The organism is Gammaproteobacteria bacterium (genome assembly GCA_037388465.1).
Lineage (GTDB): Bacteria > Pseudomonadota > Gammaproteobacteria > SpSt-1174 > SpSt-1174 > JARRKE01.
Genome location: JARRKE010000013.1, coordinates 30,038 through 47,333 on the forward strand (window position 1 = coordinate 30,038; position 17,296 = coordinate 47,333).

Annotated in this window: 16 protein-coding genes; 10 read left to right on the forward strand and 6 right to left on the reverse strand. The window is 63.9% G+C overall.

The features are described from left to right. Positions 1–44 precede the first annotated feature (44 nt). Positions 45–395 (forward strand): dihydroneopterin aldolase, encoded by a 351-nt coding sequence (folB, locus tag P8Y64_04295; GenBank protein ID MEJ2059687.1) that lies wholly within the window; start codon positions 45–47, stop codon positions 393–395. Further along, positions 395–904 carry a 2-amino-4-hydroxy-6-hydroxymethyldihydropteridine diphosphokinase gene (folK, locus tag P8Y64_04300; protein MEJ2059688.1) on the forward strand — a complete coding sequence of 170 codons (510 nt, stop codon included), beginning with the start codon at positions 395–397 and terminating at the stop codon, positions 902–904. The genes folB and folK overlap by 1 nt, the downstream gene beginning before the upstream one ends. Here folK and P8Y64_04305 read toward each other — a convergent pair. Beyond that, on the reverse strand, positions 894–1,649 hold the full coding sequence (locus P8Y64_04305; GenBank protein MEJ2059689.1) for a pteridine reductase: 756 nt from the start codon (positions 1,647–1,649) through the stop codon (positions 894–896). The two genes, folK and P8Y64_04305, sit on opposite strands and share 11 nt — an antisense overlap. 72 nt (positions 1,650–1,721) lie before the next feature. Here P8Y64_04305 and P8Y64_04310 point away from each other — a divergent pair, with 72 nt between their 5' ends. The 3 genes from P8Y64_04310 to P8Y64_04320 all read left to right on the forward strand — a co-directional run bounded on the left by P8Y64_04310 (position 1,722) and on the right by P8Y64_04320 (position 5,892). Next, positions 1,722–2,891: an SAM-dependent methyltransferase gene (locus P8Y64_04310; GenBank protein ID MEJ2059690.1), complete on the forward strand. Its 1,170-nt coding sequence runs from the start codon at positions 1,722–1,724 to the stop codon at positions 2,889–2,891. A gap of 15 nt (positions 2,892–2,906) precedes the next feature. Next, on the forward strand, positions 2,907–3,704 hold the full coding sequence (locus P8Y64_04315; protein MEJ2059691.1) for an undecaprenyl-diphosphate phosphatase: 798 nt from the start codon (positions 2,907–2,909) through the stop codon (positions 3,702–3,704). Positions 3,705–3,831: 127 nt separating this feature from the next. Continuing rightward, positions 3,832–5,892, forward strand: coding sequence for a diguanylate cyclase (locus P8Y64_04320; protein MEJ2059692.1), 2,061 nt, complete (start codon positions 3,832–3,834; stop codon positions 5,890–5,892). Here the strand turns inward: P8Y64_04320 and P8Y64_04325 are convergent. Continuing rightward, on the reverse strand, positions 5,853–7,124 hold the full coding sequence (locus tag P8Y64_04325) for a multifunctional CCA addition/repair protein (protein ID MEJ2059693.1): 1,272 nt from the start codon (positions 7,122–7,124) through the stop codon (positions 5,853–5,855). The two genes, P8Y64_04320 and P8Y64_04325, sit on opposite strands and share 40 nt — an antisense overlap. Before the next feature lie 28 nt (positions 7,125–7,152). Then, positions 7,153–8,103 (reverse strand): complex I NDUFA9 subunit family protein, encoded by a 951-nt coding sequence (locus tag P8Y64_04330; GenBank protein MEJ2059694.1) that lies wholly within the window; start codon positions 8,101–8,103, stop codon positions 7,153–7,155. Positions 8,104–8,331: 228 nt separating this feature from the next. Here P8Y64_04330 and P8Y64_04335 point away from each other — a divergent pair, with 228 nt between their 5' ends. Further along, a complete protein-coding gene (locus P8Y64_04335; protein MEJ2059695.1) occupies positions 8,332–9,696 on the forward strand; it encodes an NAD-dependent succinate-semialdehyde dehydrogenase in 1,365 nt (454 codons plus the stop codon). 9 nt (positions 9,697–9,705) lie between these two features. After that, a complete protein-coding gene (locus P8Y64_04340) occupies positions 9,706–10,998 on the forward strand; it encodes a BamA/TamA family outer membrane protein (GenBank protein ID MEJ2059696.1) in 1,293 nt (430 codons plus the stop codon). Positions 10,999–11,500: 502 nt separating this feature from the next. On the opposite strand, the gene tsaA is transcribed toward P8Y64_04340, so the two are convergent. Next, positions 11,501–12,205 carry a tRNA (N6-threonylcarbamoyladenosine(37)-N6)-methyltransferase TrmO gene (tsaA, locus tag P8Y64_04345; GenBank protein MEJ2059697.1) on the reverse strand — a complete coding sequence of 235 codons (705 nt, stop codon included), beginning with the start codon at positions 12,203–12,205 and terminating at the stop codon, positions 11,501–11,503. Positions 12,206–12,304: 99 nt separating this feature from the next. On the opposite strand from tsaA, the gene P8Y64_04350 reads away from it, so the two are divergent. The 3 genes from P8Y64_04350 to P8Y64_04360 all read left to right on the forward strand — a co-directional run bounded on the left by P8Y64_04350 (position 12,305) and on the right by P8Y64_04360 (position 13,687). After that, positions 12,305–13,105, forward strand: coding sequence for a TatD family hydrolase (locus P8Y64_04350; protein MEJ2059698.1), 801 nt, complete (start codon positions 12,305–12,307; stop codon positions 13,103–13,105). A 79-nt stretch (positions 13,106–13,184) separates the two neighbouring features. Then, on the forward strand, positions 13,185–13,502 hold the full coding sequence (locus tag P8Y64_04355) for a BolA/IbaG family iron-sulfur metabolism protein (GenBank protein MEJ2059699.1): 318 nt from the start codon (positions 13,185–13,187) through the stop codon (positions 13,500–13,502). Beyond that, on the forward strand, positions 13,502–13,687 hold the full coding sequence (locus P8Y64_04360; GenBank protein ID MEJ2059700.1) for a hypothetical protein: 186 nt from the start codon (positions 13,502–13,504) through the stop codon (positions 13,685–13,687). The genes P8Y64_04355 and P8Y64_04360 overlap by 1 nt, the downstream gene beginning before the upstream one ends. Here the strand turns inward: P8Y64_04360 and P8Y64_04365 are convergent, their stop codons facing one another. Both P8Y64_04365 and P8Y64_04370 read right to left on the reverse strand, forming a co-directional pair. Beyond that, positions 13,688–15,877 (reverse strand): HAD-IIB family hydrolase, encoded by a 2,190-nt coding sequence (locus tag P8Y64_04365; GenBank protein ID MEJ2059701.1) that lies wholly within the window; start codon positions 15,875–15,877, stop codon positions 13,688–13,690. Between the two features lie 42 nt (positions 15,878–15,919). Next, positions 15,920–17,293 (reverse strand): glycoside hydrolase 100 family protein, encoded by a 1,374-nt coding sequence (locus P8Y64_04370; GenBank protein ID MEJ2059702.1) that lies wholly within the window; start codon positions 17,291–17,293, stop codon positions 15,920–15,922. Positions 17,294–17,296 lie beyond the last annotated feature (3 nt).

Below are 17,296 nucleotides of genomic sequence, written 5' to 3' on the forward strand. Positions count from 1 at the left end.
GCGCCACAGCCGGTATGATAGCGGTTCCTGCCTCGGAGAGCAGCATGGACACCGTTTTTATCCGCGACCTTCGCGTCAAGACCATCATCGGCATCTACCCCTGGGAGCGCCGCATCCGCCAGAGCGTGCGCATCAACCTGGAAATGGGGATGGACAACCGCCGCCCCGCCGCCAGCGACGCCATCGAGGACGCGGTCAACTACAAGGCGGTCGCCAAACGGGTGCAGACCTTTACCGAGGAAAACGAGTTCCAGCTGGTCGAGACCCTGGCCGAACGCCTCGCCGACCTGCTGCTGAAGGAATTCACCCTGCCCTGGCTGCGCCTGACCGTTTCCAAGCCCGGCGCGGTGCGCGACGCGGCGGAAGTAGGCGTCGTCATCGAGCGTCAGTCCTGATGCCGCGCGTCTACCTGAGCCTGGGCAGCAATATCGACCGCGAGCGCCATCTCCGCTCCGCGGTGGCCGTTCTGCGCGGCGAGTTCGACGACCTGCGACTCTCCACGGTCTATGAATGTCCAGCGGAAGGCTTTGAAGGGGATCCCTTCCTGAATCTGGCGGCCGGTTTCGACACCGACCTGACGCCTTCCCAACTCGCCGAATACCTCAAGGCGATAGAAATGAAGCATGGCCGCAGCCCACGGGACCGCGGATTCCGCGCCCGCACCCTGGACCTCGATCTGCTGCTGTACGACAACATGGTTTGTGACGAGGCGGGGCTGGTATTGCCGCGTCCGGAAATCCTGCAATACGCCTTCGTGCTCAAGCCGCTCGCGGAGTTGGCGCCGAACGTCGAACACCCCGTGCTGCGCAAGACCTTCGCCGAACTGTGGTGGCAGGCCGAATTCAACGGCCTGCGCCTGCAGCCCTATCCGCTGGGCTGGGAAGAAAGCGCGCTTATTGATTGAGCAGACGGCCGCCATCCACCGGGATCACGTGCCCGGTGACATAGCCGGCATCACGCACCAGATAAAGCACGGCGCGCGCCACATCGGCCGGCGAACCTTCCCGCCGCAGGGCCGTACGCCGGATCAGTTCCTGATGCATGGCGGCATTGGCGCTGTCCTCGGGCCACAGGATCGCCCCGGGCGCCACGCCGTTGACGCGCACCTCGGGCCCCAGCTCCCGGGCCAGCGACTGGGTCAGCATGGCCAGCCCCGCCTTGGCGGCGCAATACACGGGATAGCCCTTGAGCGGACGCAGGGCGTGGATATCGACCAGGTTTACGATGCAGCCGCCGCTTTCGCGCAACCAGGGTGCCGCCGCCTGGGACAGGAACAGCGGGGCCTTGAGATTGGTGCCGACCAGGTCGTCCCACTGCGCCTCGGTAATCTGCCCCACCGGCGTGGCATAAAAGGTGGATGCGTTGTTCACCAGCACGTCCAGCCGCCCCCAAACCGCGTGCGCCCGTTCCACCAGGCCGGGCAGTGCCGCGGTATCCAGCAGGTCGCCCTGCAGCAGGCTGACCGATTCGGGGCGCTCAGCCTCCAGCGCCGCCTGCAGGATCTGCGCTTCGCTCACCGCCACGCGATGATGCAGCACGATGTTCATGCCGGCGGCATGGAGCTGGCGCACGATCTCTGCGCCGATACGACGCCCGCCGCCCGTTATCAGGGCGGTTTTGCCAGCCAGAGGGAGTGGGTTATTCTGCACGGCCTTTGCCCGATGGATGGAATACAACGTCGCCGAATTCGTGCGGCAATGTAACACAGCCGGTCCGACCCGATGCCGTTCAGAACCCCGCTAGATCTGCCCGCACCCGACCCGGACGCCCTGACCGTCAGTGAACGGCTGAAGGCCCGCATTCGCGAGGAAATCCGTACCGCAGGCGGCAGCATCGGCTTTCGCCGCTACATGGAAATGGCCCTGTACGAACCGGCCCTCGGCTACTACAGCGGCGGCGCGCACAAGTTCGGCGCCGCCGGCGACTTCGTCACCGCCCCCGAGATCTCACCCCTGTTCTCGCGCGCGCTGGCCCGGCAATGCGCCGAGGTCCTAACGCACACCGGCGGCGACCTGCTGGAATTCGGTGCCGGTTCCGGACGCATGGCGGCCGACCTGCTGACGGCACTGGAGGCGGAGGACGCCCTGCCCCCGCGCTATCTCATCATGGAGCTCAGCGCCGGCCTGCGCGAGGTGCAGCACCAGACACTGAGTGATCACTGCCCGCAGCTGCTCGAACGCGTCACCTGGATCGACCGCCTGCCCGAGACCTTCACCGGCATGGCGATCGGCAACGAGGTGCTCGACGCCATGCCGGTCACCTGCTTTGTCCAACGCGAAAGCGCCCTGATGGAACGGCGCGTATGCCTGAACGGGGACGAACCGGCCTGGTGCGAACAACCAGCCGACGCGGCCATCGCCGACTGCGTCAACGCCCTGGGCATGATCCTGCCGCAAGGCTATACGTCGGAGTTCAACCCCAATCTGCCGGGCTGGATGCAAGGCATAGCCGACATGCTGACGCAGGGCGTGGCGCTGCTGATCGACTACGGCTATCCGCGCCGTGAATACTATTTGCCGGAGCGGCACATGGGCACCCTGCTCTGCCATTACCGCCATCGCGCGCACGAGGATCCGTTTCTGTATCCGGGCCTGACCGACATCACCGCCAGCGTGGACTTCACCGCCGTGGCGGAGGCCGGCGCCGATGCCGGACTGGATCTGCTGGGCTACACCAGCCAGGCCTGGTTTCTGCTCGGCTGCAGTCTGGAACAACATTACCAGGCCGCACTGAACGGCGATGCCGCGCACGATTACGCCCTGGCGCAGCAGATGAAAACCCTCACGCTGCCGGGTGAGATGGGGGAGCGTTTTCAGGCAATCGCGTTCGGCAAAGACTACGCACCTGACCTGGCCGGATTTGCATTAAACAACCAGACCTATCGTCTCTAAATCAGGGGGATCCACATGCCGCTGCTGCATATCGTCGTGCTCGCCATCGTCCAGGGCCTGACCGAATTCCTGCCCATCTCCAGCGACGCCCATCTGGTGCTCATGCCGGAACTCCTGGGCTGGCACTATCAGGGCCTGGCCTTCGACGTCGCCCTGCACGTCGGGACCCTGGCGGCGGTGGTGATCTATTTCCGGCACGAACTGGTCAGCATGGCGCGGGAATGGACCAGATCGCTGGTCGGCCGGGGCATGACCCCCGACGCGCGACTGGCCTGGGCCGTGCTGCTCGGCACCATCCCGGTCGGGCTGGCGGGGCTGCTGCTCAAGGACCTGGTCGAGCACCAGCTGCGCACGCCGGTGGTGATCGGTTTCGCCAGCGTGGGGTTCGGCCTGCTGCTGTGGTGGGCGGACGCCACCGGCAAGCGCGTACGCGACGAACACGGCCTGACCTGGAAGGACGTGCTGATCATCGGCTGCGCCCAGGCCGTCGCCCTGATCCCGGGGACCTCACGTTCCGGCATCACCATGACCGCCGGGCGCATGCTGGGCCTCAAGCGCGCCGCGGCCGCACGTTACTCGTTTTTGCTGTCGATCCCGGTGATCGTGCTCGCCGGCAGTCTGGAGATCATCGACCTGGTCCGCCAGCGGGTACCGCCCCAGTGGGGGGAATTCCTGCTCGGTGCCGTGCTGTCCGCGATCACGGCCTATCTCTGCATCCACTTCTTTTTGCGCTACATCCAGCACGCAAGCATGCTGGTGTTCGTGGTCTACCGGGTTCTGCTGGGCGCTTTCCTGCTTTACTGGTTCCTGTAGACACCGGGGTGTTCATACACACCCAAAAGTGCGCTCATTGCCAATTTGCGGCGATTCGTCAATATTAAGGACAGATAATTAAACGTTAGTACCGCCCCAAAGGCGTACAGGGAGAACCGACTTGGCGGTGACAATCTCCGAGCAGGACGGCGAAGACTTGGAACAGCTCATCCCTCATTTGCGGGATGTCGTGTTTCGTACCACACACGGGGACGCCCGCTGGGCCTATCTCAGCCCCGCCTGGACAACCCTGACCGGCTACGGCATTGAAGAATCGCTGGGCCAAAGCATCCTGGCCCTGGTTCACCCGGATGATCGCGTCCGCAACGACAACATCAGGGAAGGCCTTGCAACGGAACGCACTCCCGCCTCCCGGCACACCAAGCGCCTGATCCGCAAGGACGGCAGCGTGGCCTGGGTGGAGGTCGACGTTCGCCTGATCTACGACGCCGATGGCAACCCCCTGGGCAGCGTGGGCACCCTGCGCGACATCAGCGAGCGCATCCAGCTTCAGGAGACGCTGCAAAAGGAACGCCAGCGGGCCCGCACCGCATTGACCGCCCTGTCGGACGGCGTCATCACCCTCGATGCCGACCTGCGCATCGAATTCATGAATGCGGCCGCCTTCGAACTGACCGGACTGGACGAGGCGAAAAGCATTGGACAGCCGGCAAACGACGTCCTGCGCCTGGATGGCACCGATCTGATGGAAACCATCGCCGACAGCCTCAAGCGGCGGCAAACGCTCACCATCAGCGGCCATCCCCGCCTGATCCGCGCCGACGGAACACTCACCGACATCGACGTGACGGTTTCGCCGCTGGCGGACGATGACGGCAGGGAAGACGGCGGTTGCGTAATCGTGCTGCGCGACGTCCGCGAAGAACGCGCCCTGCAGGCCAAGCTGACCTATCAGGCCAATCACGACCTGCTTACACACCTCAGCAATCGCGCCAGCATGCAGGAGGCCCTGGCGCGCGAGCATGCCCGCGCCATGCGGCGCAACGATCCCTATACCCTGCTGCTGATCGATCTCGACCACTTCAAGATCGTCAACGACCACTACGGGCACGCCCTCGGCGACGAGGCGCTCAAGGCGGTCGCGCGCGCCATCCGCTCCGACCTGCGTGAAGGCGACTGGCTGTCCCGCTGGGGCGGCGAGGAATTCCTGTGCCTGTTGCCCGGCACCGGTGGCGACGAAGGGGCGTACATTGCGGAACGCATTCGCTACGCCGTGGAAACGCTCGACATCACCTATCAGGGTTCCCGGGTATCGCTGAGCGTGAGTATCGGCGTAAGCAGCCTGATGGATCCCCAGGACAATGCGGAGGCCGTGCTGCTGCGCGCGGACGCCGCCCTTTACGAAGCCAAGCGCTCGGGGCGTAATCAGGTCTGGCGGGAAAGGCAGGCCGGACTGGGCATGATCAGCATGGCGGCCCGTCTCCAGGAGGCCCTGCGCCTGGGCCGGCTGGGTCTCGCCTTTCAACCCATCGTGGATGTGGCGACGGGCACCCAGGTCGGCAGCGAGGCACTGGCCCGCATGTGGGACGAAAAGGGGCAGCGCTACCAGGCCGGTTCTTTCATCGACGCCGCCAGGCATCTGCACCTGTTGCATCACATCGACGCCATGATGATCCCGCTGGCGATGGGGCACTGCACCGAGGCCCTGCTGTCGGGCACACCGCAGCTGCACTTCGTCAACGTGTCCGCGGACCTGCTGCGCCGCCCCGAACTGGTCCTGAACATGCTCGCCCATGCCGAGCAGAGCTGCGCACGCTGCGGCGGAGAGGTCGGCTCGCAAAAGCCCCTGGTGATCGAGCTCAGCGAGCGCGAGTTTTTGAACGACACCCTCAAGGCGCGCGAGGCATTGGCGCCCCTGATCGACTTCGGCATGCAGCTGGCCATCGATCACTTCGGCTCGGGCTATGCCTCGCTGCGCTATCTGGGCGACCTGCCGGTGAACTACATCAAGGTGGAAGGCGAACTGCTGCGCCGCGCGATCCACGAACCACGCATGCGCCCGGTCATTATCGGTATCCGCCAGATGGCCGAGGACCTCGGCTTTCATGCCATCGCCGAAAAGGTGGAGGATGCCGAAACCGACGAGCTGGTCCGCGAACTCGACATCCGCTGGGCCCAGGGCAGCTTCTACGGCTCGCCGCTGGAACCCGCCGTCGGCGTACGCTGACCCGCCTCCGCCTCCCGCTTCTTGTAAGCCTCCAACGCCCGGATACGGGCCGTTCTGATCGCCACGGCGAGGGCCTCCCCCGCCAGCCCTTCGGCCTGCAAGGGCGCAACCTCGACCCCGTTCACTACCTTCAAGGCGCGCAGCAGATAACCCGCCTGCGGATACGGCCGCTCTTCGTAACCCGTGCGCCCGCGCGAATCGGCCTCGCAGGCCAGCAGGAACTGCTCGAAACGGGCGGGACGGCGCAGTGCGTCGACCTTTTCCAGCAGTTCCAGCACGGTGGCGGATTTCAGCTCCAGCGCCCGATGACAAAGACCGTGATGGGCGGCGACCAGCCGCGCCAGGTCGCGATAGGCGTTGGGTACGCGCAGCCGCTTGCAGACAACCCGCACCAGGGCCACGCCGCGCTCCTCGTGTCCGACATGCCGCGGCAGGATGTCAGCCGGGGTCGTGCCCTTGCCCAGGTCGTGCATGAGAGCGGCGAATCGCACCTCGGGGTCCTCGCTCAGGCCCGCGGCCTGGGTCAGGACCATCAGGGTATGCACGCCGGTGTCGACCTCGGGATGGTGTTCCTGCGGCTGCGGAACGCCGAACAGCGCGTCCAGTTCGGGATAAATCACCCGCAGGGCGCCGCAATCGCGCAGCACCTCGAAAAAAACCGCCGGCTCAGGTTCGCACAGGGCCCGCTGGGTCTCCTGCCAGACGCGCTCGGGCACCAGCGCATCGACCTCTCCGTCCTCGACCATGGTCCGCATCAGCGCCAGGGTCTCCGGTGCGATGCGGAAGCCCCGCGAGGCATAACGCGCCGCAAAACGCGCCACCCGCAACACCCGCACCGGATCTTCCACGAAGGCCGGCGAAACATGCCTCAGCACGCGCTGTTCGAGATCCTGCAGCCCGCCGTAATAATCGATCACCTGGCCCGATTCATCCTCGGCCAGCGCGTTGACGGTCAGGTCACGGCGGCGCAGGTCCTCCTCAAGCGTGACGTCGGGGTCCGCATGCACCACGAAGCCGTGGTAACCGGCCGCCGTCTTGCGTTCCGTACGCGCCAGCGCGTATTCCTCGCCCGTTTCGGGATGAATGAAAACGGGAAAATCCCGCCCCACCTGGCGAAACCCCTGCGCACGCATCTGCTCCGGCGTGGCACCCACCACCACCCAGTCGCGCTCCTTGGGCTCTCGCCCCAGCAACCGGTCGCGTACGGCGCCGCCTACGAGATAGCACTTCATGCCGCCATTCTAAGTCAGCCGGCCCCGCTCAGCGCTTCGCCTCGCGGCGGTAGGCCTGATATCGCGCATCCCGGCCATGTTTGCCGAGGTAAAGCGGCACCACGGCCTCCACGGCGGTGCGGCAGGTCATCGCACCGTGGGTGCACACGCTGTCCAGCTTGAGCGAGTTGTAATTGTCCACTGTGAACACCTTGCCGGGCAGGTGTTCCATGACCACCGCCTGGGTGTAGGACAGCCAGTCCGGCAGGTCGACGATCCAGCGGCGCAGCCCCAGGGTTCGCGCGGTGTACTCGAGCAGGCCGCGCAGCGTATAGGCTCGCGGACCGCACAGGTCGAGACGCAACCCGAAGCTGCCGCGATCCTCCAGTGCGCGAACGAAGGCCTCGGCCACGTCGCCGACATACACGGGCGCGAAGCGCGCATCAGGACAGGCCAGCGGAAACACGAACGGGATACGGCGCATCAGATTGGCAAAGCGGTTGATGAAGCTGTCGCCCGGCCCGAAGATGACCGAAGGTCTGAAGCTCGTCACCGCCAGACTCCCCCCCGAAAAGGTATGCACGTGGTTTTCGGCCTCGCCCTTGGTGCGCAGGTAATAACTGGGACCGTTGGCGGCATCGGCGTTGAGCGCGCTCATGTGCAGCAGGCGCCGTACGCCGCGGCTGCGGCAGGCGGCCACGACCTTCTTGGCGAGCTCGACGTGCGCATGACGGAACCCGCTGCCGTCGAATCCCTTTTCGTTGAGGATTCCCACCAGGTTGATGACCGCATCCATACCCTGGAAATGCTTTTCGAGTTCGGCCTGCTCATGCACGTCGGCCTCTACCAGCTTCAGCGTCGGCAGCACCAGCAGGTCACGGTGCAGATCGGGGCGCCGCGTCAGAACCGTTACGCGGTAGCCCGCGTCCACGAGTTGCGCACAAACATGGTGGCCGACGAAACCGGTGCCACCCAGAACACAAACCGAGTTTATTTTCATTCTTGACCCGTTCGATCAGACTTGGAGAAATAATGGCTTAGCCTGTCTCATCATACCCTGCGAACCGCGTTGCCGGGCCAACGACGGCAACGCCGCGGCCGCGCGATATGATGATGCCCTACCCGAAGAACATAGCGGATATGCGGCAAACGGATGACAAGGACCTGCAACGCGATGCAGGATGTACCTTGCCGCAAAGTCCTGCCCGCTACCCAACGGAGATCACGCATGGCCTTCGAATCGATCAACCCCTACACCGGTGAAACCCAGGCCACTTACCCGGCATGGGACGAAGCACGCATCGATCAGGCCCTGAATCAGACAGCCGGCAGCCGCAGCGCATGGTGCCGCACCTCGCTGGAGGAACGCGGGACGCTCATGAAACGCGCTGCCGCTGTATTGCGGGACAACAAGGCCCGCTACGGGCGCCTTATCACGCAGGAGATGGGCAAGCTCAAACGCGAGGCCCAGGCCGAGGTGGAAAAATGCGCCTGGGTCTGCGACTACTACGCCGAACAGGCCGCTGCCTTCCTGGCTGATGAGTTCATCGAGACCGACGCCGACCGCAGCCTGGTCGCCTACCAGCCGCTCGGCACGGTACTCGCCGTCATGCCCTGGAACTTCCCCTTCTGGCAGGTGTTCCGCTTCGCCGCACCGGCCCTTATGGCGGGCAATAGCGGCCTGCTGAAACACGCTTCCAACGTCCCGCAGTGCGCGCTTGCCATCGAGGAGGTCTTCACCGAAGCGGGCTTCCCCGCCGGGGTTTTCCAGACCCTCATGATCTCCGCCTCCCAGGTCAAGGCGGTCATCGAGGATGATCGCGTCCACGCGGTCACCCTCACCGGCAGCGAACCGGCCGGCCGGGCCGTCGCCTCGGCGGCCGCCGCCTGCCTGAAAAAAAGCGTGCTGGAACTGGGTGGCTCCGACCCGTTCGTGATTCTCGAGGACGCCGACCTGGACCTGGTGGTGGAACAGGCTGTGACCTCCCGCTACATGAACGCCGGGCAGAGCTGCATCGCGGCCAAACGGTTCGTGGTCGTGGAGGCCGTCGCCGAGGATTTCCTGTCCCGTTTCCGCGAGGGTGTAGAAGCACTCGTGCCCGGCGATCCGGAAGCCGACGACACGACGCTGGCACCCATGGCGCGCCTCGACCTGCGCGATGAACTGCACCGGCAGGTGCAGGATTCCGTCCAGGCCGGCGCCCAGGCCGTAACCGGCTGCGCGCCGCTGGACCGCCCCGGCGCGTTCTACGCCCCTTCGATCCTGGATGGGGTGCAGCCGGGAATGCGCGCCTACGAGGAAGAACTGTTCGGCCCCGTGGCCATCGTGCTACGGGCACGCAACGAGACAGAGGCGCTGCGTCTTGCGAACGACACCCGCTTCGGCCTGGGAGGCAGCGTGTGGACCGCAGACCCTGCGCGCGGCGAACACCTGGCCCGCGCCCTGGAATGCGGCTGCGCGTTCGTCAATGGGCTGGTGAAAAGCGACCCTCGTCTGCCCTTCGGCGGCGTCAAGGCCTCCGGTTACGGACGTGAACTTTCCCATCATGGAATTCGGGAGTTCGTCAACGCGAAGACGATCTGGGTCCGCTGAGTGCGGCGAATGCGCACCCACCTGCCCGCACTGCTCCTGGCCCTGTGCTGGGTGTTGCCCGGACATGCGGCAGACAAAAAGCCGGACTTCAGTGGCCAGAAACTGAGCGAGGTCCGCTTCGTCGGCAACGCTGTCACCAGCCTCAAGCTGCTGGAGGACCAGGGCTGTCCCGTCGCCGGCGACCCCGTCGACGAAAGCGCCATCGCGCAATGCCAGCAGACCCTGATGAATCTGGGGCTGTTCGAATCGGTGAAGACGCAGCTGCTCCCGGATCCCAAGGGCCCGATTCTCGAAATCCGCGTCAAGGAAAAAATCTACATCCTGCCGCTGCCGACGGCTTCACGCAGTCCGGACGGCCTGTTCAGCTACGGCGGCGAATTCACCTGGGACAACGTCGCCGGGCTCAATCAGCGCCTGCGGTTCAAGGTGGAGAATAAGGAGGAAGCGGACAATCGCACCGTCACCCGCACACAGTTCGAATACAACGTGCCGCGCTTCGTCGGCACCACCTGGGGCATGAACCTCTCCATCCACCAGGACAGCTCCAAGGAGACCGTTACCAGCGAGAACGACACCCAGAGCGGCGTCTACAAATACCGCAGCCTGGGCTGGAGTCTCGGTACCTCGCGCTGGATCAGGGAAATCAGGCCCAACCAGGGCCTGCAATGGTCGGGCGGCGTCAACTGGGGGCGCACGGAATACAACTACGTGTCCGGCACCCCCGGCCTCGCCGAAGACAAAACCAACATCACCTACAGCACCGGGCTGACCTTCACCACCGTGGATGACACCGGCTATTCGCGCCAGGGTGGTTATTACGGCATCAACCTGGGGCTCGGCATCCAGCCGCTCGGCTCCCGCTACAACAGCCAGACCGTCAACCTGCAGTACATCCGCTACTACCCGATCGGCGCTTACCCGGCGATCAACTGGAACTCCCGGTTCCAGCTCGGCGCCGCTTCGGGCCCCGACCTGAAGGGCACCAGCTACGCCATCGGCGGTGCGGACAGCCTGCGCGGCTACGACAAAGCCAGCATCGAGGGTGACTGGTATATGCTCTACAACACCAACCTGCTGATCCCCATCAACCGGTTCCCGGAATTCCGCTGGGCGTTGTTCGCCGACATCGGCAACGCCTGGCGATACGGCAAAACCAAGCTGGACGAACTCAAATACGGCGTCGGGGTCGGTGCCCGCTGGCGCATCCGCTTCCTGGTCAACACCGACCTGCGGCTGGATATCGCCTGGGCGCCGGGACAGAAGGAGGTCAAGTATTACGCGGGGTCGAATACACAGTTTTAGAAACGTGAGGCGTGAGGGGGAATCATGTTTTATCGCCTCGCCCCTCACTTCTTGCGCCTTACCACATTCCCCCGTTCCGCCTTGCCGAGCAGCCGAGGGCTTGCAGGGTCAGCCCGGCACGGACGCCGGGCTGAGGTTCGCCGCGACACGACTGCATGGATGCAGGAGGTAGAGCAACGCAGGAGCAGTTGCCGAGGACGTCGTGTCGAACCGACCCGGAGTATGTCCAGGGATGGACAGTATGCCGACGCGCCAGGGAGGTAGCGCGTCGGCCAAGTCATTGGTTGCGAGGGCAGCCGAAGGCCAAGGCGGTTGGGGTGCCCTTCTCTTTGGGTACTTTCTCTTGGGCACGCAAGAGAAAGTACCTCGCGCTGTACGAACGCGTTAGATAAATACTGAAAACCTAAAGAGCGCGAAACCCCAGCATCCACATCTCTAATCAAAACCCGTCAAACGTAGCAGAGAAACGCAGAATCAGTTCCATCCACGCACATCTCACCCCTCACCCCTCACCAACCACCTCAACCCCAATTACCTCCACCACCTCACCCTCGACCCGCCAACGCACTTCATGTCCGGCCAGCCGCATGCCGTATTCGCTCCCCGACGGCTCACGGCCCTCGCGGTATGCGGGGCGCGGGTCCTGCGCCAGCACCTGGGTCACCAGTTCGGCCAGGCCGGGATCGCTTTCACAGGCACGCCGGGCCTGGGGTGTGAACCGCACCTCCAGATAACCCTCGGGACGGTCCTCAGCGAAGCCGCCGTGCGCATCGGCCACGGCGTCGGCATAAGGCAGGTAGGGCTTGATATCCAGCACCGGGGTGCCGTCCAGCAGGTCGACACCGCTGACATCGATCCACCAGCGGCGCCCGGCATGGCCGATAGCCTCCAGACGCGCCCGGGTCAGACCGATGGGATTGGGACGATAACCGGAGCGGGAGGCGAACACCCCGACCCGCTTGTTGCCACCCAGGCGCGGCGGGCGCACCGTGGCACGCCAGGCCGTATCGCGATTGGCGTGAAACACGAACAGGATCCAGACGTGCGAAAAGGTCTCCAGTCCGCCGAGCGCCTCGGCGCAACCGTAGGGCGGGTCCAGTTCGATCCGCGCCTGTGCCGCCGGCACCAGCCCGCTCTGGCGCGGAATGCCGAATTTCTCGTCGAAGCACGAACGCACGACACCGATGGATTTGAAGTTGTATTCCATAGTCTTCCCGTCATTACCGGGCGAATTATATCGTCACCCCTTGCGCCCGACGCCTGAGTCCGGACAATCGCTTTCCTGCGTCCGCACCATGAATCCGTCATGCACCGACTGATCGACATCTGTTTCAACTTCACCCACAGCTCGTACCGACAGGACGAGATCCGCACCCTGCAGCGAGCCGTGCTCAGCGGTGTGACGCGCATGCTGGTCACCGGCTCCGACCTGGAAGACAGCGAGTTTGCGGTGGAACTCGCCGAACGCTATCCGGAAAACCTTTACGCCACGGTCGGCGTGCATCCCCATCTGGCGCGCACCTGGGACGCTCACACCACGTCACGTTTGCGCGAACTCGCCGCCCACCCCAAGGTCCGCGCGATCGGCGAAGCCGGGCTGGATTTCAACCGCAACTATTCCGCGCCCGAACAGCAGCAGCGCGCTTTCGAGACGCAGCTCGAACTGGCCTGCGAACTGGGGCTGCCGCTTTTCATGCACGAACGCGACGCGCATCAGACCTTCATCGAAACCATACGCCGCTACCGCAGCGATTTCTCGCAGGGCGTGGTCCACTGCTTTACCGGCACCGAGGCGGAACTCGAGGCCTATCTCGACCTCGACCTGCACATCGGCATCACCGGCTGGATCTGCGACGAGCGGCGCGGTCATCACCTCAAGGAGTTTCTGCACAAGGTGCCGCCCGATCGCCTGATGATCGAAACCGATGCACCCTACCTTTTACCGCGCGACCTCGATCCCAAGCCCTCGACACGCCGCAACGAACCGATGTACCTGCCGCACATACTGAAAACCGTGGCCGCCGCCATCGGCCGCCCCGAGGCCGAGGTCGCCGCGGCCACGCGTGCGACCAGCGAGGCCTTCTACGGCCTGGAATCCGAGGAATGAATACCCCCAATCCGTCCCGGGTTCCGTTGCCTCACGGCTGTTGTATGCTTACCGGTAAGAAAATATCGACGACAGCACCATGAACACGCAGCAGCAGATCGAGCAAAAGCTCTCCAGCGGCCTCGCCCCCGAGGTGCTGGAAGTCACCAACGAAAGCCACATGCACAACGTGCCGCCCGGCTCGGAATCGCACTTCAAGGTCGTGGTGGTCAGCGGTGAGTTCGAAGGCAAGCGGCTTGTCCAGCGTCATCGCATGGTGAATGCCCTGCTGGCGGAGGAGCTTGCCGGCGGGGTCCATGCCCTCGCCCTGCATACCATGACGCCCGACGAATACTTCGACAAGGCCGGTCGCGCACCCGACTCCCCGCCCTGCCTGGGCGGCGGCAAGGGACAATAGTGGGCGAGGTCCTGCCCTTCAGGCGCAAGACCGCCGCCGAAAAACACAAGGGCAAGACCTTGTGCCGCAGCGGCTTTCACAAATGGCGGGTCGAAAAGGACAACGTCTTCGACGTGAAGGCAGGGAAGCTGGTGACGATCTACCGCTGCGAGCGCTGCGGGGCCGTCAAAAACGAAACCCGTTAATCAATCCTCGTTCCTGTCGCCCTCCCGCCGGCTCCGCTCGGGCAGGTTGCAGCGCCCCAGAAAGTCGTAGTGCTTGAAGGCCTCGACGATACCGCCGGCATAGGAGCGCCCCGCGAAGAACACCCGCTTGTAGCGACGCAGGTGATCGAGCTCGCCGGAATGATTGCCTACCACCACCCCGAGCGTGCTGCCCCGCAGCATGTCTTCGTCGTTGCCCGAATCGCCGGCGACCATCACATGTTCGATGGGGATGCCCCACTTGGAAGCGAAATAACGTACCGCGTGCCCCTTGGTGGCCCGTTCGGGCAGCAGGTCCAGGAAGGCGTTATGTGAAAAGATCACGTTCGCGTACAGGTCGTGCTTGCGCAGCAAACCACGAATCTCATCCATGGGCGGGGCGCGGCCGACATCGACGAAGTAACTCACCTTGAAACGACGCTGGTCGACCTGCGGCTGCAGATCCAGGCCGGGCAACTCATCCAGTAACTGGCGCAGTCGTTCGGGCTCCCAGCGGTAGTCGATGTGCTGCGCCCACCCCTTGTCCGGGGTCAGATTGGGACCATAGTAGATCTCGGTGCCCACCGACGTGATCATGACGTCGGGCACCGGCACCGACCATTCCCGCAACGCCTCGAGGGTCAGTTCCACACGCCTGCCCGTCGCCACACCGAAGGACACCTTGTCGCGATGCGCCTTGAGAACCGACAGCAGTTCGCGCAACGAGGCACGATCCCCGATCAGGGTATTGTCGATATCGGAGATCAGCGCGCGGTCGTTGAACGGGAGACGGCGCCAGAGTTCGGCCGTGCTGCGCCCGCTGCGGCGCGGCCCGATCAGCTTCTTGATGTGGGAGACATAGTTCTCGGCATGTCCCCGCCATGAAAAATACTGGCGGGCGCCCTTGACCCCGTTGTCCGAAAGTTTCTTCCAGCGCTCCCTGTCGCTCAGCATCTCCACCAGCACCTCGCCCATACGGGGAATGTCGAGCGGGTCGATGAGCTCGCCGTTCTTGCAGAAATGCACGATATCCTGGGGGCCGCCGTCATGTGTGGCGACGATGGGCAGTCCGCTGGAGGCCGCTTCGATCAGCGTGAGCCCGAACGGTTCGGTCAGGGCCGGATTGATGAATACACCGCGGGTACTGGCGGCCAACCGATACACACGCGGTACATCCTCGCTGTCGACATGCTTGGGGTAGGCGACCTGGCCGTACAGGTCGTAATAATCGATCAGCAACAGGACATCGTTGAGCACCTCGCGCGAGCCCTTGTCCATGTTGACGATGTCGTGACGGGTGCCGGCGACGATGACCAGGTTGCTCATTTCGCGCAGGCGGCGGTTTTCGCCAAAGGCGCGCACCAGGCTGGTGATGTTCTTGCGCTCGTCCGGCCGCGAGATGGCCAACACGATCGGTTTTTTGGGATTGGCCAGGAAGCGCGACAGCATCGCCTGCAAATCATCAAAGCGTTCGCCGCGCTGCGGTGGATGAAAACGCTCTATGTCCGTTCCCGGCGGGTTCACGAACATGCGTTCCGGACGGTAATGTTCGTACATGGCGTATTGTTCCTCGACTTCCTGTCGGGTGCTGGCCAGGACGAGATTCGCCGCCGCCAGCACTGCTTCCTCCGCCTCGACGCGCCGGCCGATGTTGTAGCGCGACTCGATGGCTTGGTCATCCAACCCCTTTTCCCGCAGCCGTTCGCGCTTGACGCGCCCCAGCGAATGACCGGTGTGCATCAGCGGCACGCCCAGCAGGCTGGACAAATGCGCGCCGACGTAACCAGCGTCGGCGTAGTGGGTATGAATCAGGTCGGGCAACCTGCCGACGCTGCGGAAATGCTTAAGCGTGTTGTCGACGAAACAGTCCAGGTAGGGCCAGAGCGTTTCCTTGCGCAGGTAGCGGCGCGGGCCGAAAGGGATGCGGACGATGTTGGCGTTTTCGGAGATAGCCTCAACGGGCTGCGCGTAATCCGTGCCGACCTTGGCATCAAAGATCTGACGGGTCAGCAGGTCGACCCGCCAGACATCGGGGAGAGCGGCCAGTGCCCGGGCGAGTTCGACCACATAGGTCACCTGCCCGCCGGTATCGGCATCCCGACCGAGTTCGGGTTCACGGCCTCGAATCAGGCCATGAACACTGATCAATACGATGTATAAACCGCCTCTACTGCCGGATTTCTTTGCGCTCACTCCTTCTCCCGTCGTTTCAACCTTGATACATGCATGACGTCTTTATTCTTCTTGTTGTCGACTCCAGCCGAGCTCCATCATGGAGTCCGGGTTCTTCAGCACCATATCGGCCAGCAGAAATGAGGTGGCCGACCAGACCTGCTGAAAATTCGCACGCCGCCCGATGAGACGGCCGTTGATGCCGTCGAAATACTCCGGCCAACTGTTATAGGACAAACGGTGCTCGGCGAGCTCAAAGGCCTTCCCGGCCAGACTCCGCCGCCCCCTGCGCAGCGCCGCCGCGACGAAGGCCCACAGCAGCGCCGGCCAGTTGCCGCCGTTGTGATAGGACCACGGCACGTTCTTGGGGTCGGAGCCGGTAAGCAGGCTCCATTCGGGACCTTCCAGGGCGGGGTACAGAATCTTCACCGGCATACGCCCGATCAGGTCGTCCCAGCGTCCCTCGAAGACGTCCAGAATACGGTCCGACTGCTCCGGCGTGGCCAGCCCGAAAATGATCGCGAGCAGGTTGCCGAAGGAAAAGAAGCGAAAATCCATCCGCCCGGGACCCAGGTTACCGACCAGATAGCCCGCATCCTCGGGCAGCCATTCCAGCACCCAGGTGGGCACGCTGTCCGGATAGATATTCAGGATGTTCTCGCTCTCGTGGCCGAAGATTTCGGTCTCGTAGCGATGTATTTCGTTAAGCCGCGCAAAATCCACCCAATAGTAGTGGCGTACGTACTCGACAAGCGCTTGGAGACGTTTGTCCAGCGCATCGGACAGATAGCGGTGATGTTCGTTGTCCTTGTCCAGCAGGAACCGGGCCGCGTTGAGGGCGCCGAAGAACAAGGCCTGGATCTCGAGCGGGTGGCCGTAGACGCCCATGCGCCGGTCGATCATGAACGAGCCATCCGGCACCAGCAGCGTCGGGAAGACCTCGAAACGGTCCTGCAGGAAGATGTTGACGATCATGCGGATACCGCGCTGCACCTGGTCCTGCACCATGAACTCGGTATCGCCGGTCTTGCTGACATAGGCCTGCAGCAGCAACAGCCACCACATCATGGAGTCCACCGGTGCGACGCGGCCGATGGCGCGGTCGCCGAAATCCACCGACAGCGTTTCGTTGCCGTTTTCGTCCTCGGTGACCTTGAAACTCGCGGGCATGACGCGCGGCAGATGCCGGTGCCCTTCCAGCTCCTCCTGCATATCGCGGGTCTGGAGCGTGAGGCTCAGAAAGTTGCGGACGATGTCCGGTTTCCCGTCCTGGAGGTAAAACAGGGCGGAAGGAACGAAATCACGCACGAAGCATTCGGCGTAATTCTCCGCGGGGGCGTTACGGTCCAGACTCGCGACCGTTCCTACCGGTTCACCCTGGTAGTAGATCACGGAATCGGCCAGCAGTTTGTGTGCAGATTGTTTTGCGTCGGACAAGTC